This is a genomic window from Paraburkholderia sp. JPY419 (assembly GCF_050435705.1).
GTDB classification, from domain to species: Bacteria; Pseudomonadota; Gammaproteobacteria; order Burkholderiales; family Burkholderiaceae; genus Paraburkholderia; species Paraburkholderia youngii.
On the sequence record NZ_JBNDKV010000004.1, the window covers coordinates 1,745,864 to 1,765,175 of the forward strand.

The following is a 19,312-nucleotide window of genomic DNA, read 5'->3' on the forward strand; positions in this document are numbered from 1 at the left end:
CTAGCGCCGCTTCTGTTTCAAGGTCCAAGGGCGGTTTGCAGCGGTTCAGTGCTCACATGCGCTGCAATGGAACCCATCGTAGGACGTGTACGGCGTCAAGCCGTACCTCATGGCATTTGACGCGAAGCGTTATACGGTCGATCCGAGGCGCGCGCCATCGACCGGTAATTCGCTCACGACCGTCTCGCGCAGTTCGTCCCTCACGTACGAGTACATGCGGTAGTACCGCGCCCACGGCTCCTCGGTCGCGTCGACGTAAAAGCCCGCGCCAACGCCGAAGTCCCACGCATCGCTCTCGCCTAGCACGCCCGCGCCGCGCGGACTCGTGTCCGGCGCGATCAGCACGATGCCTTGCTGGGCCGCGAAACGCTGCGCGCCGGCCTTGATCGGAAACGTTTCTTCCGTGCAGGTCAGTCCGGCCAGATAGAACAACGCCGGCACACGTCCCGCGTTCTCATGCAACGCCTGCGGCGGCAGATAGACCGAGAAGCGCATCAGCAGACCGATGGTGCGCGACTCGTGCCGGTAAAAGCGCTGCTCGCCGCCATGACAGGCGTGCGACGATAGTAGTTCAAGCATCGCGACGCTCCATCTCTTAGTACAGCACGACCGAGCGGATCGACTCGCCCTTCTTCATCAGGTCGAAGCCCTCGTTGATGCGCTCGAGCGGCAGATGGTGTGTGATCAGGTCGTCGATATTGATCTTGCCTTCCATGTACCACTCGACGATCTTCGGCACGTCGGTGCGTCCGCGCGCGCCGCCGAACGCCGAGCCCTTCCACTCGCGGCCCGTCACCAGCTGGAACGGCCGCGTGCTGATCTCCTCGCCCGCCGCCGCGACGCCGATGATGAACGACTGGCCCCAGCCCTTGTGCGTGCATTCGAGCGCCTGGCGCATCAGCTTGACGTTACCGATGCATTCAAACGAGTAGTCGGCGCCTCCATCGGTCAACTGCACAATGTGATCGACGACGTTCTCAACTTCGTTCGGGTTGATGAAATGCGTCATGCCGAACTTCTTCGCGAGCTCGACGCGGCCCGGATTGATGTCGACACCGATGATCTTGTCCGCGCCAACCATCTTCGCGCCCTGAATGACGTTCAGGCCGATGCCGCCGAGCCCGAACACGACCACGTTCGCACCTGCCTCGACCTTCGCCGAATACACAACCGCGCCAACGCCGGTCGTCACGCCGCAGCCGATGTTGCAGATCTTGTCGAACGGCGCGTCTTCACGCACTTTTGCGACGGCGATCTCCGGCACGACGATGTAGTTCGAAAACGTCGACGTGCCCATGTAGTGAAACAGCGGCTTGCCGTCGAGCGAGAAGCGCGAAGTCGCATCGGGCATCAGGCCCTTGCCCTGCGTCGAGCGGATCGCCTGGCACAGGTTGGTCTTGCGCGACAGGCAGAACTTGCACTGGCGGCACTCGGGCGTGTAGAGCGGAATGACGTGATCGCCCTTCTTCAGCGTGCCGACTCCCGGCCCGACATCGACGATCACGCCGGCGCCTTCGTGGCCGAGAATCGCCGGAAAGATGCCTTCGGGATCGGCGCCCGAGAGCGTGTAGTAATCCGTGTGGCAGATGCCCGTCGCCTTCACTTCGATCAGGACTTCACCGGCGCGCGGACCTTCGAGATCGACTTCCTCGATCGTCAATGGGGCGCCGGCTTTCCATGCGATTGCTGCTTTGGTCTTCATATGTCCTCGTCACTCACGTTACGACTGGTCGGAATCATCGACCACGATCATGAGCAACGAGGTTAGTTTTCCGCGTGTTGACGAAAATACAGTGCAAATTGGCCGAAAGTCGGTGGCCGCCACGAGGCAGGCCGGGTATCGCGACTGGGAATCCTCCTCCCTACCGGACAAAACCTTCGCCGCTATACACGACCGGCCAAAATGATTCTCGCCGCCCAGACTGGAGCGTCCTGTTGCGCGACCATCACTCAGGGTACATCACGTGGGATCAGTTCGAGGAGCATCAGAGGATGATTGCCGAGAACACACACATGAAGAAGCGGGCTTCCCGTCGATCTGCTCGTGGTGGGCGGGCATTGCTTACTTTCGATAGATTCGACAGCTCCAATCTGCAATTGATCTTCGAGGCGTCGGAAAACGTATCAAGAAACCTGAGAATTCTCAAAGTCGTCTTTGAATACTTCTCGCGCAACCCGAAAGCTGTCGATCGCCGCGGGGATCCCCGCGTAGATTCCCGTTTGTAGAAAGACTTCACGGATCTCTTCCTTTGTTACCCCGTTGTTGAGAGCCCCCCGAATATGAAGCCTCAGCTCATGCGGACGGTTAAGGGCTGTCAACATTGCCAGATTGAGCAGGCTGCGTGTCCGCCTATCCAGCCCTGGCCTACTCCACACTGCCCCCCAGCAATACTGGGTGACGAGTGTCTGCATCGACATGTTGAAGTCATCCGCATTCGCAATGGCCGAGTCGACATACGCGTCACCCAGCACCTCTCGCCGGATCTTCATACCGGTTTCAAATAATTCCTGAATCATGCGAATCTCCTGTTCGAATATGGGGCGTGGCAGTCTCACGACTTCTAATGCCCTGCCCCCGTTATCGAAATCTGCGCCAAACCTCTCGAATCGTTGATGAGGAGATGCGTAAAATCAATGAGCCTTGCTTGCTGTGGCGACCCATTGATCGAATTGAGACTGGTTGCTCGCGATCCACGCATCCGAAAGCTTCTTCACAACGCTCACGGACCCGCCATCCTTACTGATCACGCCTTCCCATTCAGACCACGTCGCGAGTGGAAACCGGATTTGCTCGATCAGGGCTTTGACCGCGGGATTCGCCGCCAGAAATGCCTTGTTTGCCACCGTGTCATAGTTCCACGAGCCCATGGCCATTCGGCACGGATTGGCTCCGCCAGCGCAGCCGACCACTCCATTGACCAATGCCGTACCGCGGTTCGGGATATTGGGCGGAAGCGCGTCCTGTGGAGTGGGCAACCATACGACATCGGTGCCGGGTTTCAAAGCATTGGTCATCCACGATGGACTCCATGCGTAGTAAAACGCAGGCTTCCCGTTTTGCACCTTCGTAATGACGTCTGCCATGAGGGCTTCGTACTTGCCTCGCACGGGGCTGACTGTCTGCTTCAAGCCGAATTTGTCGAGCTGATAGTCCACGACGACGCCACAACTCCAGGCAGGATCGCAGCTGATCATTTCCGCCTTGCCATCGCGGCCGAACAGCCCCGCGATTTTCGGATCCTTCATCTGCTCCAGATTCGTGATGTTGTGAGCAAGCGCAGTTTTCCTGTCGACGAGATAGCCGTTGATTCCTCCACCGATGATCATGCCGTCACCGACCACCGTCGCCTGCTGCGAGATCGCGCGAAAACCCGGCTCGCGCTGAGGCAAGGTCACGTCTGTCGCCAGGTCCATGTCGCCTTGCGCGACCGCTTGAAAAAACAAGGTCGTATCCATGGTGCTCAGCCGGACGTCGTAGCCGAGTTTCTTCAGAGCCTGCGATGTTATCTGCGCGACTACGTAGTTGCCGCCAAGACTGTCATCTTGCGCGTAGCGTATGGTCTTCCCACTACCCGGAAGTGTCTGCGCGCCCACCGTACCTGCGAACAAAAAACCGGTCGCAACCGCAGCGATCACTTTTACCAATGCGTTCATTGATACTCCTCCATCGTTCAAATGTTCATTCGTCGAATGACACAACATGCTCCCGGGAAACCCGTTGCTGCACTGATGCACGCCCTTACAGCGCTTCACGCGCATCGCCGGGCGTATGTGCCTCCTCGTGACCACCCCGGAAAAAGCGCTTGAGGACAGTGCGAAAATGACGCTGCTTGTCAGGTTGTTTTTTGGCGATCTTCTGCGAAAAGCGATCGAGCATCATCGCGAGCAGGACGATTGCGATCCCTCCTACCGCTGCACGTCCTACGTCCAGCCGCCCCAGACCTTGCAACACCACGAGTCCCAATCCGTCCGCGCCGATCATCGATACAACGACCGACATCACCATGGCTGTCAGTACGGTCTGGTTGAGTCCCCCTAGAATCGTCGGCATCGCGAGCGGCAATTGCACTTCCCATAGGAGCTGCCACTTGTCCGCACCAAAGGCCTTACCCGCCTCGACGATTTCGGTTTCAACCATCTTGATTCCAAGATGTGTGAAACGGATCAGTGGCGGCATGGCCGCTGTCACGACGGCAACTTCTCCCGGCACAGTGCCGACACCAAAGAGCATCACGACTGGCACGAGATAAACAAAGGTTGGCGTGGTTTGCATGATGTCCAGTACAGGCTGCACCACCATCCACACGCGTGGACTGCGCGCACATAAAACTCCGATCGGAATGCCAAGTAACGCGCAGAAAAGAATGGCCGTCGCGATAAGGGACAGTGTTGTCATCGCCTCGGTCCACACTCCGAGCATGGCGATGACAACAAGGACCACACAACCAAATAAAGCCACGCGCAAACCCGCCAAACGCCAGAACGCGGCAAAGGTGAGCGCTACGAGCACAGGAAACGGCACGGCATGGAGAATGCTGTCATTGAAGTTCAGCAATTGCTCGACTGGCCATCGAATCGTCAGAAACAAAGGCCGCAAGTGAGTGGCCATCCAGTGGACGCATTCCTGAATCCACTGATCCACCGGGAAAATTGCAAGCTGGTCAGCACTAAGCATGATGTACCTCTGCGCCACTGCCGGCGCCAATTCTTGCGAGAACTTGGCTCGCGTCCAGAAGTCCGATGAGTTTGCCGTCTGTGTCGGTTACCCCGACCGGACTCCCCTGACCGCACTGGTGTGCCACGTCCACCAAGCGCGTCGATGCGGAAACACATGCAAACCGCCTGTCTGGTTCAGGGATGGCTCGACCGTCACGCGCCTGCGCCATTTCGGAGCCTGTCAGGACCCCAAGCACGCGCTCTTCGGCGTCGAGCACGAACCCTGGCCCTTGCCCAAGCGGGCTCGCTGCCATGAGGATCCGGCCCGCATCTCGCCACACGGGTGATAGCACCGTCATGACGGAGCGCGCGTCGAACAGTCGCGCACGGTCCACCTCACGCGTAAATGCGGCGACGTAATCACTTCCCGGATCCAGTACGATCGACTGCGGTGAACCTTCACGCACCACGCGTCCCTCTGACATGATGGCGATGCGTGTACCGAGCTTGAGCGCCTCCTGGAAGTCGTGCGTAATGAAGAGAATCGTTTTGTTGAGGGTGCGCTGCAGGCGAAGCAGTTCCTCCTGCATTTCCGTGCGAATCAGTGGATCGAGCGCGCTGAACGCTTCATCCATGATCAGGATGTCGGCTTCCGTCGCGAGCGCGCGGGCAAGACCCACACGCTGGCGCATACCGCCACTTAGCTCATGCGGCATGTGGTACGCCCACTTCGACAGCCCCACCACAGCGAGTACCTCCTCAGCACGTCTTCGACGTTGTGCCGCTGGCATCCGCCGAAGCTTGAGACCAAACTCGACGTTCTCAATCACGCGCCTGTTCGGAAGCAACGCGAAATGCTGAAAAACCATCGAAATCCGGTTTCGCCGTACTTCACGCAACTCCTTGTCTCCCAGCGCGCAGAGATCCTCGCCATCGAGCAGGATCCTGCCCGCGCTCGGTTCGTGAAGCCGATTGATGCAACGGGCAAGCGTCGACTTTCCTGAACCCGACAGACCCATGATCATGTAGATCGCTCCGGAAGGAACGCTTAGCGAGACGTCATCGAGACCGACGACGTGCCGCAGCTTCTCCAGCACATCGGCGCGACATTTTCCGGCGCGCAACATGGCGAGTGCAGGTTCGGGCCTGTCGCTGAAAATCTTGTAGAGATGTTCGATTACCAGGCGCTCGGTCATGACTGCGTCTCCTCGAGTGTCGTCGCATGATGTGCGAATCCGGGCCGCGGGGAAAAATCGGTCGGCACCAGAATGCGGTTCTCCGCACGCTCGATGTATTGCGCGAGTCGCGGCACAAACGCCTGCCACTGAGGGTCTTCGGCCAACTCGCTGCGTCGGCGGGTTCTGTCCTCGAGGCTCGCATAGGCCCACATGTGTGTAACCTGGCTCAGCGTGCCGATTTCTGTCGTGAAGTATCCGATCAGTCGGCCCAGTATCCGCTGCTGGATTGCAATCCCCTCGTTGCGCACAAGATCGAGGTAGCGCAGCATTGGCGCCGCTTCGGATGCTATAAATGCGCTCTTCCACTACCATGGTCAACTCCTCGACATAGCTTCTGCAAAGAAACGACCCAGCAAGGTTCCAACAACCTCTGGCGCTTCAATCAGGATCGAATGACGTAAGCCCGGCAAGATCTCCAGTTGTGAGTTTTCTATGCATTCGTGCATGTACCGCGCCATCCTTGGGTTCGAGCCCTGGTCGTCCTCACCCGTGGCGATCAAAGTCGGAACGCGAATCTGGTCGATGAGGCCACCGAAATCCGTCTCAGCCAGAACACGGTATGCGGCCGCATAGCAATGCGGATCGTTCTCTGCATTGCGCTTGCGCAGATAGGCGACCATCTCCGGATTTCTCGCCTGAAAATCTTCCGTCAGCCAGCGTGATAGCGATGCGTCGTAGTGCGCGCCACGCTCACCATTCTGCAAAGCGGCAAGCCGCTCCAGCACCCGGCTGCGCTCTTCTCGCGTACGGCCCGACACCGTCGCGAGCAAAGCGAGCCCACGCAAACGTTGCGGATGCGAGAGCGCCATGCGTTGCGCGATCAGTCCTCCGAGAGAGAATCCCGCGAGGTTGAACGTCTCGAACCCCACGTGATCGGCGAGTGCCAGCGTGTCGTCGACAAACTCATCGATCTCGTAGCGGCCCAGGATGTGCGACGACTCACCATGGCCACGCAGGTCGAAGGTCAAGATGCGGAAGTCATCGCACAGATGCGTGGCAACGCCCTCCCATGCCTCCAGATAGGAGCCGACACCATGAATACAGATCAGTTGCCGTGCGCCACGTCCCTGCAGCCGGTAGTTGAGTTCGACATTGCCGGCTTTCAGGCGACCTTGCGTGACGACGTCGTCATTGACAGGTTTGCGAGTCAGCATGTTGGTCCGCCTGCGAGTGTCAGGTTGCGTACTGTGCCTCGCGTGTGCGCGCGGCGAAATGGGGCATCACTTCATCGATGAACAGTCGCAACGTCTTGACCTGGAGTTCAAACGGAAGGTTGAACGTGAGTCCGAGGCAAAACTGGTCGACGCCCTGCGCTTCGTAGACCTCGAGTTTGCGGATGACCTCATCCGGGGTGCCGAACATCAGGTTTTCGCGGATGGCCGCGGGATCGTAATTGGCGCGATTGACCACGCTCTCGTATGGAACGGCTTCCGGAAAGCCGTTGGTGACGGTGCCGATGTTCTGCATGAGATTCTCAAACGTTCGTCCGTAATCGACGCTGTGCCGCACGGCTACCTCCCAGTCTTGCGGCCGGTCGTAGAGGCAGGTTCGGCGCTGCATCATGAACCGCGGACGCGCGCGCTCCGGATGATCCGCGACCGCCTTGCGGAATTTCTCACCGAGAACGGCGACCTCTGAAGCCGGTGCCGAGAGCGGCGTCGACAGGATATTTGCGCCCACCCCCACCGCCCAGTCGAAACTTCCAGGATCACGGGTTGCCACCCAGATGCGCGGATGCGGTCTTTGCAACGGCTTCGGCACCGAGGTCGCGAGCGGAAATTTCCAGTACTGGCCATCGTGTGCGTAGTCGCCCTGCCAGAGCTTCATGACGGCAGGAACCAGCTCCTTCATATAACCCACGCCTTCCCGTTGCGGGATGCCATCCGCCATGCGGTCGAACTCGTACTGGTATGCGCCACGTGCGATGCCGAATTCAAGTCGGCCGCCGGTCAGGTGGTCGCACAATGCGGCTTCGCCAGCGAGCCGAATCGGTGACCAATAGGGCGCCACCAATGTAGCGGTACCCAGCCGGATATTTTCCGTGTGCTGCGCAAGCCAGGTCAGGGTCACGAACGGATTGGGCGAAATCGTGCACTCGATCGTGTGATGCTCTGCCGTCCAGAGTGTTTCGAAGCCGCCTTCATCGGCGATTCGCGCGAGTGCCAGCATATGGGTCACTGCGTCATTCATCGTATCGTTCGGCGAAAAGCGTTCCATGCTGAGCGAAACCGCGAATTTCATATCAAGCTCCTGAGAACATGTGTTGAACGCGTCACGCTTAGCGCAGGCGAATGACGAAGGGGTCCTGCATCGCGCCGGAGTAATCGAGGACGATGTTCTTGAGACGCGAGAATTCGCGCATCACTTCGAATCCCCCGCGCCTTCCATAGCCGCTATGCTTCATGCCGCCGTTTGCGGACATGTAGGCGGCCGAGCGATACGTGTTGATCCACACGGTGCCTGCATCGACGTCACGCGCAAATCTCATGGCGCGGCTGATGTCCTGGGTCCAGATGCCGGCAGCTAATCCGTATTCGGTCGCGTTGGCGAGCGCAATCAGTTCTTCTTCGCTCGAGAACGGCATCACGCCGACTACGGGGCCGAAGATCTCTTCCTGCATGAAGCGCATGTCGTTTCGTGCATGCGTCATGACCGTGGGTTCGAAGTACCAGCCGCCGGCCAGCGCGTCATCATTGGGGCGTTGTCCGCCCACGGCAACTTTTGCGCCTTCGTGTACGCCCGAGCCCACGTACTTTTGAACCTTGTCGAGTTGCGACGACAGCGCGAGCGGTCCGATATCGGTTCCTTCGCTGACCGGGTGGCCGATCGTGATCCGACGCGTGCGTTCCACCAGCGCTTCGACGAAATCGTCGTACGCCTGTGCTTCGACGAAGCAACGCGAACCCGCTACACACGTCTGTCCCGCTGCAGCGAATACACCGGAGACGACACCGTTCACAGCACGCTCGATGTCGACGTCACCGAATACTACGTGTGGAGATTTGCCTCCCAGCTCCATCTGACACGGCACGAGGTTTTGCGCGGCATTCCCGGCGATCCTGCGCCCCGTGGCGGTGCTGCCCGTAAAGACATATTTCGCAATGCCCGGATGACGGGTCAACGCATCACCCGTGGTCTGCCCGTCGCCCGTGACGACGTTGAATACGCCCGGTGGAATACCGGCCTCGATCGCCAGTTCGGCCAGTGCGAGGGTCGACGCCGTCGTGTGCTCGGACGGCTTGACGACGACCGTGTTGCCGATGGCAAGGCAGGGCGCGAGCGTGCCCGTGAGCAACATCAGCGGCGAGTTCCAAGGCGTGATCATGCCGACGACGCCGATCGGCTCGCGGACGTTGTAGTTGAGCGTATCGAGCTTGTTGACAGGGATCGTCTCGCCCTGCAGCTTGTCGGCCATGCCGGCGAAATAGAAATACGAGTCGGGCATCGCGCGCATTTGCGCCCGCATCTCCTTGAGGAGCTTGCCGTTGTCGCGGCACTCGATCATCGCAAGCTCGTCCGCGTGGGCGAGCACCAGTTCTCCGAGGCGCCGCACCAGTTTGCCGCGCTCCGTTTGCGTCATGCGCCGCCAGGCCGGATTGACGAATGCAGCCTGCGCCGAGCGAACCGCCTTATCGACATCGGCCGAATCCGCCTGCGAGAACTCGTACCACGGCTTGCCTGTCGATGGGTCGTAGCTGGCGATGAATTCCCCGCTGTGCGCCGCGGTGAATTCCCCGTCAATGAACAGTCCCAGGCGGGACCCTTGCAGACGTTGGATGGTCGTTTGCATCGGTTGACTCCACGTATCAAGAATGAGCAGATTGAAGCCACGGCTGCGTGTCGCCGACCATGGCGACGCGACCGCCGTCGAGTGAATCCATGTAGATGCCGAATCTCCCGCGTTCGGTCTCATGGACGTAGCGTCGCAACATCGCGCGGATCTCTTGCGACGCGATGTCCTCGAAGGGAAGCTGGTTCATCGGGAAGAAGCAGAAGTGCTCCGGCAGTCCGCAACTTCCATACGGACGGGCAATCCTCGCGCGATAGATCAGGTATCCGGGATCGTTATCGGCAACGTCGAACACCGAGTACAGGAACGTGTCATAGGGCTCGAGCGCGAGTTCTCCGCCGCCGGCGAGAGGAAGCCGCCCCTCCCTGATGCGGCTCGTGGCGCTTGGCAATACCCAGCCTCCCTTGCCATCTCGTGCAAGCAACAGACTGCCGTCGGCCTCGATGAGGTATCCGACGATCATGTCGTGCGAAGACAACCAACCCGGCGGCAGCGGATCCTTGACCTGCGCGTATCGACCGCGACAGAAACCGAGCGGGTCCGCGGGGCTCGTGCCGAATGCCTGAATGCGACCCACCAGGATGGCGTGATCACCGGCATCGACGAGGCTATGAACCGTGCAGTCGAACCACGTCAGGCAATCGGTGAGTACGGGCGCGCCTGTGTGCACGGCGTCGTGGACAACCGATGCGAACTTGTCGGCAGATTTGGACGCGAAAAGATTCGAGACATCGACCTGCCCGTCGTGCAGAAGGTTGACTGCAAAATGCCCGCTCTGCTGGAACACGGGGTAGCTCGATGCACCCTTGCCGATACACACCAGCAGCAACGGCGGGTCAAGAGAGACAGACGTGAAGGAATTGGCCGTCATGCCGCGCGGACGGCCTTCCGCATCACGCGTCGTGATGACCGTCACCCCTGTGACGAAGGTGCCGAAAGCACGGCGCAACGCCACGGGATCGATTCGTTTGACCTGTTCTCCGGCGTCCTTTTGCATTCCCGTCACCTCAAAACGTGTTTGTCTTGAGGTGAACGATATGTGATGAAATTCCGAGCTTCTTCCTCCGTCCCGTAGGAAAACCGCGATTAATTAGTATTGTTTTGTAGGCAGGGTTTTCACGGACGCATATCGTCCGATCAACTCAGTGGGTTCCTGTCAGTTGATGAAGGTGAATCGCAAGTTCGACGGCGAACCGCCGGTCAGGCGACTCGACGTCGATGTGAAAAAGCTCGTTGATACGTGACAGGCGGTAGCGCAGTGTCGTGACGTGCAAGCCCATCTCGTTGGCGCAGAGTTGACTGCGACATCCCGAGCGCAGATAAGCCGAGAGTGTTTGCAGATAATCCGAGCGGGTGCGTTTGTCGTATTCGATCAGCTTGCCGATCGCACCGTCTACGAAAATCCGAACGTCTGCAGAATCCGCTGCACCCATCAGGATGGGAACAGGGCCGAGATCAGGCATCCGCAGGAAGCCGGTTTTTCCATAGTTGCGGGCAACCCGGATCATCCGCCAGCAGCGTTCCCATTCCTGCGCCAGAGGTTCCATTCCCTCGAAGCGTTCGCCAAGTACGACGATTGGCGCACACCCAAAAGTCCCGGAGACCGCATCCGAGATTTGCTGCCCGAGCCTCGTCAATGCGGTAGCGTCGGAATCTTCTTCGTCGGGGAGCAGGCAGACAAGTCCACTACCAACCATCACGACGTGCATCGTGATGTTCTGCTGCCTTGCGAGCAAGGTGACCGTTCTATGGCCCTCGACGGTGAGATTGGTGCCTTGACCAGCGGGGCCCGGAAAGTCGATCACGATCATCCGAAGCGGCGCGGTGAGGGCGAGACCAAGATGCCGTGCTCGCCCCAATACGTCGTCCTCACTGCGCCAGCGACGCTCCACGATTTCGAAGAACAGTTCGGTGAGCGTGCGCGTCTCTATGCGGAAGCGGATCACGCTGCGCATCAGTTGAACGCTCAGGGCGAAGCTGACGCTCTCGAGCATCAGCTTCTGCAGGTCCGACGGTTTGCCCTCGCCGAACGTCAGCAGGGCTCCCACCAGTTCATCGTCGATGGTGAGCGGCTGGATCGTGGCTTCGACAGAGCTTCCCTGTCCGATCGGCAGCACCACGGATGACTTGCGCTGAAACTCGATCGCATCACGCACGATCGGAACGAATTCCCGGCCTCTGGCACCCGTCAGCCATTTGGCCCACGCTGCGTCGTCGTAGATGGAGGGAAGAGGCGATCCCGATCCGAGGAGGTAGTTCGAGAAGAAATCCACGACCACCACAGGCCCGTCAAGGAGGTCGCCGAGCGACACGGTCAAGGTCGCCAATGACTCACCCGCCAGAACCTCTCTGAGCAACGTGCGTTGCGATTCGATGATGCGCTGAAGCTGCTCATTGGCCTGCGTTTGCGCCCGATGACGATGCGCCCGCTCGACCGCGATCGCGCCGAGTTGCACAACCGCCGACATGAACGCGAGGTCCTCCTCGCCTACTTCGCGTACGGCGCGCGACGCAACCGTCAGTACCATTGGCCGACCTGCCGTATCGCTGCTGGTCATCGGCAAGACCAGAACGGTGCGGTAACCGCGTACCTTGGCTTCGCGTCGATAGCCCGGGAATTGTGTCGTCTCGAGTGCGTCGCGAATATAGACGGGCTCGCGCGTCTGCAATGCGATCAGACAAGGACTCGTCGCCAGCTCCCAGCGATCCTCGGTCTGCTGCGGCAGCATGCTCGACTCATACCGGGTCAGAACAAGCGCATAGCCGTGAGCGAGGTCGACAGACATGATCGAGCCAAGATGCCATGCGCCCTGCTCGCAGGCGGACCGAATCAAACCGGCCAATAGCTCGTCGATGTTCTCGTCCGCACTGATCTGGCTGGCAACCCGGCTCAGCGCCATGACCTGTTTCTGCTGATCGGACATCGTCCCCTCCTGTGTTTCCGAGGAAATTACACGAAACCGTAGGAAGGAAAAAAGAATCTTCCTGCGTTGAGAGGAAGACACGTCGCGCCACGATGCATAGCATTGATGCGTGCTCGTTCCCGAGCCGATCTCAAGCCCAATGCACCAGGAGACTTCCAGTGAGCGCCGAACTTCGAAAAATCGCGACCTTCATCGAGACAACCTACGTCGAAGGGGGTAAGGCAGCGGGAAAGCCCGTCACGACGGTCATCGTGGCGGCAGTGATTCGCAACCCGTGGGCAGGACAGGGTTTCGTTGAAGACCTGCGGGCCGAAATTCTCGCGTCGGCACCCTCTCTCGGGGAAACCCTGACGCGACAACTGACAGACCTCATACCCGCCGAAGGGGTGCAGGCGTATGGGAAAGCGGCCGTGGTCGGCGTGAACGGCGAAATCGAGCACGCCTCGGCGTTGATCCATACACTGCGCTTCGGCAACGTGTTTCGCCACGCCGTCGAAGGCACCGCCTTTCTGAGCTTCACCAATACGCGTGTCGGACCAGGCGCCCTGATTTCAGTGCCGATGATTCACAAATCGGAAACCGGTAAGCGCTCCCACTTCATTACGAGCACCTTCCAGATTGCAGATGCGCCCGGCCCAGACGAAATCGTGATCGCGATCGGCGCCTCCGACGGCGGACGGGTCCATCCCCGAATCGCAGACCGCTTCCAGGATATGGAAGAGATGGCCAACGAACAGGCGTCCACCTGAGCTTACGTCGCATCGCAACGCCCACGCGAAAGAGATCAACCATGACAGGCCCGATTGCGTTTATTAGCAGCATGCCGTCCGAGGTACAGGACAGCTACCTCGCATCGCTCCGCGCGGCCATGCCGGGTGAGAACATCGTTCCCTTTGATCTGCTCACGGACGCGCAGCGTCGACGGGTCGACATCGCGGTGGTCGCGAGACCCGATCCTGTCAAAGTCGCCGCCCTGCCCAAGCTCGCATGGATCCAGAGCATGTGGGCAGGCGTCGACCAACTCCTGCCCGCGCTTGGGAGCAAAGCGCCGCCAGTCGTGAGATTGATCGACCCGGAAATGTCGCGAACGATGTCCGAAGCCGTACTCGCATGGACGTACTTCCTTCAACGGGACATGTCCGCGTACGCCCGCCAGCAAGCGAGATTGCTCTGGAGGCAGTTGCCATACCGCAAACCATCTCAAGTCAGCGTCGGTCTACTGGGTATGGGTGAACTTGGAACCGCTGCGGCAGTCCGGCTGGCGGACGCAGGGTTTAAGGTGCGCGGCTGGAGTCGCTCGACAAAGCGCCTGCCTGGCATCGAGACCTGTTCCGGCGAGAGCGGGCTCGATCTCATACTGCGCGAGAGCGACATCGTCGTGTGCCTGTTGCCTCTCACACCGCAGACGCAGGGCTTGCTAAATATCGAGCGACTGACTCAAATGAAGCGAGGCGCTGCGCTTATCAACTTCTCGCGCGGGCCAATTCTTGTCGAGAACGATCTGCTCACGATGCTCGAGCGTGAACATATCTCGCACGCAGTGCTGGACGTCTTCAGTGTCGAACCGTTGCCGCAAGAATCCGGATTGTGGCGCCATTCATCGGTCACTGTGCTGCCGCACATTTCAGCGCCGACGGACAACGAAACAGCCGCCACCGTGTTCGCCGACAATGTTCGCGCGTATCGGAGTGGCGGGCGCATCCCCGCCAATGTCGACTTGACTCGCGGTTACTGACCTGGCATGCAGCGTCTCCACCTCCGCTCCTTGCCATGACATCGCGTATTTCCGTTTTGTCGACCGAAGGCCGCACATGCTGAAGCTTGATCGCTACGATATCGCAATCTTGCAGATCCTCGCGCGCGAAGGGCGCATAACCAAATCGCGATTGGCCGAAGCGATCCATCTCTCTATTTCGCCTGCCTGGGAACGCGTCCGTCGGCTCGAAGAAGGTGGAATTATCCGCGGCTACCGGGCAGAGTTCGATTGGGTTGGCGCAGTTGATATCAGCCATATCATCGTCGAGGTGACACTCTCGCGGCATACCGCTTACGACCTGCATCGCTTCGAGACACGCATGTGTTCCGCGCCAGAAGTTGTGCAGTGCTATGCGACGGGGGGTGGCATCGACTACATCGTGCACACGGTCACACGAAACATAGATGATTATCAGCGCTTCATCGACGCAATGCTTTTGGATGATCTCGGCATTGAGCGCTACTTTACCTACGTCGTGACGAAGATGGTCAAACAGGTCACCTGCAACGTGCCTGAGTGGATCGCATTGGATTGATCTCGTGTGGGCGAGGGGTATCGGACTCGGCATGCCGTTCGTGCACGTCAATATCGCTTTCACGGTTGCATTCGCGGCAGCAAGTAGGCCGCTCACGAAAACAGGGGGCAAGATCGCGGACGCGTTGGACAGACGCTGAGACACAGAATCTTGGAACTTCTCGCCAACACTACATTGGTAAGAAAACGCGGCTTAACTCATTTTCAGAGCATCGTTGATTATCGGAACATGTCCAGTGCACACATCAACTGTGCCCGCATACCTCGGACTTGCGCGCCAACGTCCCCCGGGCAAGCGTACCGCCGCACGGGAGCCGGGCGACGCGACGCGCCAATTCACGCACCGTTCACTGCCTCCTTGAACGCCTTGCCCGCAGTGAACTTGACCGTCTTCGCCGCAGCGATCTGGATCTCGGCGCCGGTCGCCGGATTGCGGCCGACCCGCGTAGCACGCGCGCCCGTCGAAAACGCTTCACAGCCCTGATAGCGAGCATCGCACTAGCGTCGCTTTTATGGGTCGATCAGGCCGCTCTTCTTCCCGCAATTCATGACGTGAGGGCGGGAAGCTGGTTATTGGTCAATTTGATGGCGTCGCTTGCCACGAATCCGGATGGAAAACTGGCGGGTAGTGCTGGCGCAAATTCCGGGCTTTTCATAATCACAGTGCCTTTCGGAAATTGATCAGCGAGTCGAGCGCGCGATAGCGCTGGATCCGGGTCTTCCGTTGGCGCGGGCCAGTCAGTGGGCGTTCCTTCATGCGCGGGTCGGCTTCGATATGGTCCGTGTTGCGATGGGCCTACCTTTATTTCCGCATTTCCCGGCCACAAGCATGATGACGCACATGCCCACGCGGTCCGGCAGGATATGACCGAGCGAGGAGTGACAGATGGTAAGAGGCAATACGCACCGTGGCTAACGGTCCCCTGCGGTAGGTCCGTTACCCAAATCAGCGCTGAAATTATGTTGAGTGCGCCGTAGCTCTGTCCGTCGCCGAGCCCCGCAATTCCAAGGCTTTATCGCGAACTGGCCTGGCTACTTTCCATAATCATCAACTTTGCATAATCGGCCTTATGTGAAGCTTTATATAAGGCGGAAACTCCTTCACGAACCGAAAGAACGCCTGTCCGGTTGACAACGCGCGTCAACACCGACGGCTAAGCCCGGGAGTGTCAGTCGAAATGCGGTTATGCTTTTGATCTGCTACAAGTGCCACGGACCGACTTATACATGCCGTCGCAGTGCCGCCAGTTCCGAAGGCCGCACAAGTTGTCCGTGCAGCAGATATTTCCCCCTGACTCGCATGAATTGAACAATGCGCGACCATGCCCGCGCGGATCTCGCGAGGTCTTCCGATGGCCAGACGGACATCTGGTCCCGCCATTGGCCATGTGAGATTTCAACCGGACGATGCGGCACCTTAGCAAGCCAGCCAGTCAGACCAACGGCTGGCATCGAAAGCGCATTATCCGGCGCGCACGTACGCGAGAAGCCGTACCAACTGATCGACCAACCGAGCGCGGCTGCCTGATCTGCGCTTGCTTCCCGGGCGTGGACGACAACTTCATTGGGTTCATTTACCACGGAGCAACCACGTTCAGAGGCAATTCCTTGCGTATCACCGAAGAGTCTGTGCCCAACGCGCTTCAAAAGGTGTTCGTATGCCAAAAAATCGTCACCGAAATGTGGCCAGTCGCGTCGGGCATAGAGCATGTCGCCAGTTTGCTGATCTTCGCATGGAAACGGAACGATGCGGCGTGTCCGTACCGCCTCCGCCACAGTGTTGTGCCGCCCTAGGAGTATTAACGGCGAAGGCGGAGATACATCGTAAAGCTGGTTCAGTAGCCGCGTATGCCGGGCCAGACGCGTCATCCGGGTTTCAATTTCTCGCGGCAGCCGAAATGCGAATCTGCCGGTTACCTGATCACGAGGCCGATACGGCGTGGTGGCGATTGACATCAGCGTTTCGGCGACGTGACTCTGCCAGCGTCCGAGGATTCGGGCTGAACGCCCGATCGTCGGCACGCAACGTCCGGCAGGCCGATCCAGCACCGGAACCCAGGGTGTGTTGCACCGTGCGCACGACAGTGGGTGCATTGCCATACTGCGGTCGAGGGCATACGGTATGGCCTCGGCACATTTCAGACATCCTCGTCGCAGACGACATCCATGCACGGGACAGCGTTCGATGAATCGCCACTGAAACCACGCGGCGTGGAACCCCAACTCAAGGCACGCGGAACAATAACGCAATTCGGTAGCTGCCCATGCCAGGGCGGGGTGGTCCGTTAAAAAGCAGAATCCCTTAAGGGCCGAAGCTTCCGGAATCTGAAGAATGCTGGAGAGACGAGACAGTACAAATCGATCGGCTCGCCGGAGGTCTACGCCCTCAGAAGATGCGTCGTCGGATCGTACGGCAATGAGAGCTGCCAACGCGTGCTGCGTCAGCCGGTTGAACAGCGAGAATTTCGACAGCCGCATCCACATTGACTCGCCGTCGCTGCTCCATTCAGGGCGGGTAGTGAAGTGAGCTTGCCCGGAAAAAATGGATCCCTTGCTGAATGTGTAAAACTCACGCAAGACCTTACGGAATTTTCCGGCCGAGCTTCCTGAAAGCGTTCGGCTCCCCAGAACAATGATTGGCGATGAGGCAATCATAGGTACGACCTTTCGGCGTTAAAGCATCTGTTCGGCACGCGAGCGGCGCCGCAAACTGGGTTGACTCGCATGCGCTGCCTTTACCCTGCCCTGATCACCACGCATTTGCGGGCACCGCATGGCGACAGCGGCAACACACCCGCAGTCCACATATGTGATATTCTCATCACTCTTGGTTAGAGTCGTCAACTATGGTCTGATCTGCCCTCTTCCGCGGCATGCGTTGCCGCTCGCAGGACCGCACTATCTCCGATATGGAACCGCTTGCCAGCCGGTGAAACCAGTGAAACCGGTTTACTGAACTCCCTCCCGTCCGGCTGCACGCATGCCGAATACCTGACGACAGCTACCCATTCGTATATTTTCCCGCCACGCGGCATCGCCTTGATCTGTTCAACCAGGCCGCGGGGTTCCCGCGGCCTTTCCCAAAGGTCGCCGTAGTAGCGACATTTCTGATCCACCGACGCCAGTACCATGAAACCACCGTTCGAGTCAGTGGCCGGAGCGCCCACGACTGTGGTCTCGATTGACGCATCGGTAGCCGCATTGGCATGGACCATTATCGGCAGGAGCAGCGCGGCAAGTGACTTCTTCATTGATACCTCACTGGAGGGTTGCATCTGTTCTGGGGCGGCCACGTGAACCGATGAAGTTCAGTGCATCTGCTCGCTATTCAGTGCGAGCAGGCGCTCCAGTTCCAGCAGGGCCTCGCGAAGCAGGTCAATGGCGCCGTTGGGCGTGGACGCCGTAGCAGCACTGCGAAGCGCGGCCCGTACGATCCGGTGAGCGCTTTCTGGTCTTGCTTTACCGATCCTCGCGATGAATTGCTTTTCCATAAGTAATCCTTCTCTGGACAATAAGAATCCGGCACCTGATGGATGAGGTGACGGCGGGAAGTATATGCGCCGCAGACCTTGAATCGCCGCTCGAAATTGTCTGTTTCCATCTTGCCAACGAACGCGGCGATGGGCTGGTCCGTGCGAGCTTCTGACGTTGCGCCCGGAGGAACTGTTCGTTGCCGCGCAGTTGCTTGTCAGTGGTTAGTAATTCGATAGACTCTCGCTCAACGAACTGGCGGCAAGACACTGTGCTGCGCCAGCACGTTATTCAGAAATCCGCGTTCTCTTGTATCCGACGCGCTAGTGGAGAGACCATCATGGCAAAGGCAAGAAAGTTCATCCCAAGTACCGTTCTCGCGTCTGTGCTATCCGTACCGGCTGTTTCATTCGCACACAGCACTGGCTCGCCAATGAGCGAACAAGTGCGCGTTCCGGTTCGGCAGCAGGGTCCAAGCTATTTGGACAGAACAACCGCCGCCGCCGGCTATCCGATGGACTTTGCGTGCGCCAAGGCGCGGATGCAGGCTCAACAACAGGCGTTTGAACAATATGGGGGCGTGAGAGGTTCGTCCGCAAAGCATTCGTCAGTGCAACCCGTTTCCGGCAGCAGCGTGTTATCGGATATTTGAAGTTAGCGGCGCGACAGTTGAGATGGCCGGTTTCGCAGGCCGGCGAAGTTAACGTGATTCCTCAAAAACCGAAGATAACCATGAAACAACTTTATTTGGCGGCGTTCGTTATCCTTAGCAGCTCCTCAGTATTCGCCCAAAGCGTAACGTATCAGCAGCTCGCTTCGCAGCAGCCCTCGTCACAGCAGCTGGCGCAGGCAACGTCTCAAGCCCGGAGCCAGCTTTCGTCACAGCAGCCTTCGTCGCAGCAGCTGGCGCAGGGAACGTCTCAAGCCCAGAGCCAGCTTCCAT

Annotated in this window: 17 protein-coding genes and 3 pseudogenes; 4 read left to right on the top strand and 16 right to left on the bottom strand. The window is 59.0% G+C overall.

Features of this window, described 5'->3' with window-relative positions; translation table 11 throughout:
- Positions 1-141: 141 nt before the first annotated feature.
- From QFZ91_RS36500 to QFZ91_RS36555, 12 genes and pseudogenes are all read right to left on the bottom strand, one after another.
- A pseudogene (locus QFZ91_RS36500) lies at positions 142-579 on the bottom strand (alpha/beta hydrolase-fold protein); the annotation flags it as partial.
- Between the two features lie 16 nt (positions 580-595).
- Positions 596-1,702 (bottom strand): S-(hydroxymethyl)glutathione dehydrogenase/class III alcohol dehydrogenase, encoded by a 1,107-nt coding sequence (locus QFZ91_RS36505; RefSeq protein ID WP_429570245.1) that lies wholly within the window; start codon positions 1,700-1,702, stop codon positions 596-598.
- A gap of 422 nt (positions 1,703-2,124) precedes the next feature.
- Positions 2,125-2,517, bottom strand: coding sequence for a 4-carboxymuconolactone decarboxylase (pcaC, locus tag QFZ91_RS36510; protein ID WP_008919376.1), 393 nt, complete (start codon positions 2,515-2,517; stop codon positions 2,125-2,127).
- A 114-nt stretch (positions 2,518-2,631) separates the two neighbouring features.
- The gene (proX, locus tag QFZ91_RS36515) at positions 2,632-3,654 is read right to left on the bottom strand and encodes a glycine betaine/L-proline ABC transporter substrate-binding protein ProX (RefSeq protein ID WP_429526274.1); all 1,023 of its coding nucleotides are present in this window, start codon (positions 3,652-3,654) and stop codon (positions 2,632-2,634) included.
- An 85-nt stretch (positions 3,655-3,739) separates the two neighbouring features.
- Positions 3,740-4,675 carry an ABC transporter permease gene (locus QFZ91_RS36520; RefSeq protein ID WP_429570246.1) on the bottom strand — a complete coding sequence of 312 codons (936 nt, stop codon included), beginning with the start codon at positions 4,673-4,675 and terminating at the stop codon, positions 3,740-3,742.
- Positions 4,668-5,852 carry a glycine betaine/L-proline ABC transporter ATP-binding protein gene (locus QFZ91_RS36525; RefSeq protein ID WP_368598377.1) on the bottom strand — a complete coding sequence of 395 codons (1,185 nt, stop codon included), beginning with the start codon at positions 5,850-5,852 and terminating at the stop codon, positions 4,668-4,670. Before QFZ91_RS36525 ends, QFZ91_RS36520 begins: the two co-directional genes overlap by 8 nt.
- Positions 5,849-6,206 (bottom strand): annotated as a pseudogene (locus QFZ91_RS36530) (NIPSNAP family protein). Before QFZ91_RS36530 ends, QFZ91_RS36525 begins: the two are co-directional and overlap by 4 nt.
- A 2-nt stretch (positions 6,207-6,208) precedes the next feature.
- Entirely contained in the window at positions 6,209-7,048 is an 840-nt protein-coding gene (locus QFZ91_RS36535; RefSeq protein ID WP_368598378.1) for an alpha/beta fold hydrolase, read from the bottom strand.
- 19 nt (positions 7,049-7,067) lie between these two features.
- Positions 7,068-8,135 carry an LLM class flavin-dependent oxidoreductase gene (locus QFZ91_RS36540; RefSeq protein ID WP_429570247.1) on the bottom strand — a complete coding sequence of 356 codons (1,068 nt, stop codon included), beginning with the start codon at positions 8,133-8,135 and terminating at the stop codon, positions 7,068-7,070.
- Positions 8,136-8,172: 37 nt separating this feature from the next.
- Positions 8,173-9,684 (bottom strand): aldehyde dehydrogenase, encoded by a 1,512-nt coding sequence (locus QFZ91_RS36545; RefSeq protein WP_368598380.1) that lies wholly within the window; start codon positions 9,682-9,684, stop codon positions 8,173-8,175.
- A gap of 16 nt (positions 9,685-9,700) precedes the next feature.
- Complete coding sequence (locus QFZ91_RS36550; RefSeq protein ID WP_429570248.1) at positions 9,701-10,681, bottom strand: flavin reductase; 981 nt, start codon at positions 10,679-10,681, stop codon at positions 9,701-9,703.
- A gap of 145 nt (positions 10,682-10,826) precedes the next feature.
- A complete protein-coding gene (locus tag QFZ91_RS36555; RefSeq protein WP_368598382.1) occupies positions 10,827-12,608 on the bottom strand; it encodes a helix-turn-helix domain-containing protein in 1,782 nt (593 codons plus the stop codon).
- A 158-nt stretch (positions 12,609-12,766) separates the two neighbouring features.
- Here QFZ91_RS36555 and QFZ91_RS36560 point away from each other — a divergent pair, with 158 nt between their 5' ends.
- The 3 genes from QFZ91_RS36560 (at position 12,767) to QFZ91_RS36570 (ending at position 14,899) form a co-directional block, all read left to right on the top strand.
- Positions 12,767-13,357 (top strand): amino acid synthesis family protein, encoded by a 591-nt coding sequence (locus QFZ91_RS36560; protein ID WP_429570249.1) that lies wholly within the window; start codon positions 12,767-12,769, stop codon positions 13,355-13,357.
- A gap of 41 nt (positions 13,358-13,398) precedes the next feature.
- Positions 13,399-14,343, top strand: a complete 945-nt coding sequence (locus QFZ91_RS36565) for a 2-hydroxyacid dehydrogenase (protein ID WP_429570250.1) — start codon at positions 13,399-13,401, stop codon at positions 14,341-14,343.
- A gap of 76 nt (positions 14,344-14,419) precedes the next feature.
- Positions 14,420-14,899 (top strand): Lrp/AsnC family transcriptional regulator, encoded by a 480-nt coding sequence (locus tag QFZ91_RS36570; RefSeq protein ID WP_008919388.1) that lies wholly within the window; start codon positions 14,420-14,422, stop codon positions 14,897-14,899.
- Between the two features lie 335 nt (positions 14,900-15,234).
- Here the strand turns inward: QFZ91_RS36570 and QFZ91_RS36575 are convergent.
- The 4 genes and pseudogenes from QFZ91_RS36575 to QFZ91_RS36590 form a co-directional block, all read right to left on the bottom strand.
- A pseudogene (locus QFZ91_RS36575) lies at positions 15,235-15,378 on the bottom strand (HU family DNA-binding protein); the annotation flags it as partial.
- A gap of 741 nt (positions 15,379-16,119) precedes the next feature.
- Positions 16,120-17,553: a hypothetical protein gene (locus QFZ91_RS36580; RefSeq protein WP_429570251.1), complete on the bottom strand. Its 1,434-nt coding sequence runs from the start codon at positions 17,551-17,553 to the stop codon at positions 16,120-16,122.
- A 185-nt stretch (positions 17,554-17,738) separates the two neighbouring features.
- Positions 17,739-18,149, bottom strand: coding sequence for a hypothetical protein (locus tag QFZ91_RS36585; RefSeq protein ID WP_176369013.1), 411 nt, complete (start codon positions 18,147-18,149; stop codon positions 17,739-17,741).
- A 57-nt stretch (positions 18,150-18,206) separates the two neighbouring features.
- Positions 18,207-18,389: a hypothetical protein gene (locus tag QFZ91_RS36590; protein WP_429570252.1), complete on the bottom strand. Its 183-nt coding sequence runs from the start codon at positions 18,387-18,389 to the stop codon at positions 18,207-18,209.
- Positions 18,390-18,709: 320 nt separating this feature from the next.
- Here QFZ91_RS36590 and QFZ91_RS36595 point away from each other — a divergent pair, with 320 nt between their 5' ends.
- Positions 18,710-19,021, top strand: coding sequence for a hypothetical protein (locus QFZ91_RS36595; RefSeq protein WP_368598387.1), 312 nt, complete (start codon positions 18,710-18,712; stop codon positions 19,019-19,021).
- Positions 19,022-19,312 lie beyond the last annotated feature (291 nt).

What these genes read in the sequence shown, in the direction of transcription:
- QFZ91_RS36505 (WP_429570245.1), bottom strand. Translation starts at nt 1,702, where the DNA reads ATGAAGACCAAAGCAGCAATCGCATGGAAAGCCGGCGCCCCATTGACG.
- QFZ91_RS36555 (WP_368598382.1), bottom strand. Translation starts at nt 12,608, where the DNA reads ATGTCCGATCAGCAGAAACAGGTCATGGCGCTGAGCCGGGTTGCCAGC.
- proX (WP_429526274.1), bottom strand. Translation starts at nt 3,654, where the DNA reads ATGAACGCATTGGTAAAAGTGATCGCTGCGGTTGCGACCGGTTTTTTG.
- QFZ91_RS36580 (WP_429570251.1), bottom strand. Translation starts at nt 17,553, where the DNA reads ATGATTGCCTCATCGCCAATCATTGTTCTGGGGAGCCGAACGCTTTCA.
- QFZ91_RS36550 (WP_429570248.1), bottom strand. Translation starts at nt 10,681, where the DNA reads ATGCAAAAGGACGCCGGAGAACAGGTCAAACGAATCGATCCCGTGGCG.
- QFZ91_RS36545 (WP_368598380.1), bottom strand. Translation starts at nt 9,684, where the DNA reads ATGCAAACGACCATCCAACGTCTGCAAGGGTCCCGCCTGGGACTGTTC.
- QFZ91_RS36565 (WP_429570250.1), top strand. Translation starts at nt 13,399, where the DNA reads ATGACAGGCCCGATTGCGTTTATTAGCAGCATGCCGTCCGAGGTACAG.
- QFZ91_RS36585 (WP_176369013.1), bottom strand. Translation starts at nt 18,149, where the DNA reads ATGAAGAAGTCACTTGCCGCGCTGCTCCTGCCGATAATGGTCCATGCC.
- QFZ91_RS36590 (WP_429570252.1), bottom strand. Translation starts at nt 18,389, where the DNA reads ATGGAAAAGCAATTCATCGCGAGGATCGGTAAAGCAAGACCAGAAAGC.
- QFZ91_RS36540 (WP_429570247.1), bottom strand. Translation starts at nt 8,135, where the DNA reads ATGAAATTCGCGGTTTCGCTCAGCATGGAACGCTTTTCGCCGAACGAT.
- QFZ91_RS36525 (WP_368598377.1), bottom strand. Translation starts at nt 5,852, where the DNA reads ATGACCGAGCGCCTGGTAATCGAACATCTCTACAAGATTTTCAGCGAC.
- QFZ91_RS36570 (WP_008919388.1), top strand. Translation starts at nt 14,420, where the DNA reads ATGCTGAAGCTTGATCGCTACGATATCGCAATCTTGCAGATCCTCGCG.
- QFZ91_RS36535 (WP_368598378.1), bottom strand. Translation starts at nt 7,048, where the DNA reads ATGCTGACTCGCAAACCTGTCAATGACGACGTCGTCACGCAAGGTCGC.
- QFZ91_RS36520 (WP_429570246.1), bottom strand. Translation starts at nt 4,675, where the DNA reads ATGCTTAGTGCTGACCAGCTTGCAATTTTCCCGGTGGATCAGTGGATT.
- pcaC (WP_008919376.1), bottom strand. Translation starts at nt 2,517, where the DNA reads ATGATTCAGGAATTATTTGAAACCGGTATGAAGATCCGGCGAGAGGTG.
- QFZ91_RS36595 (WP_368598387.1), top strand. Translation starts at nt 18,710, where the DNA reads ATGGCAAAGGCAAGAAAGTTCATCCCAAGTACCGTTCTCGCGTCTGTG.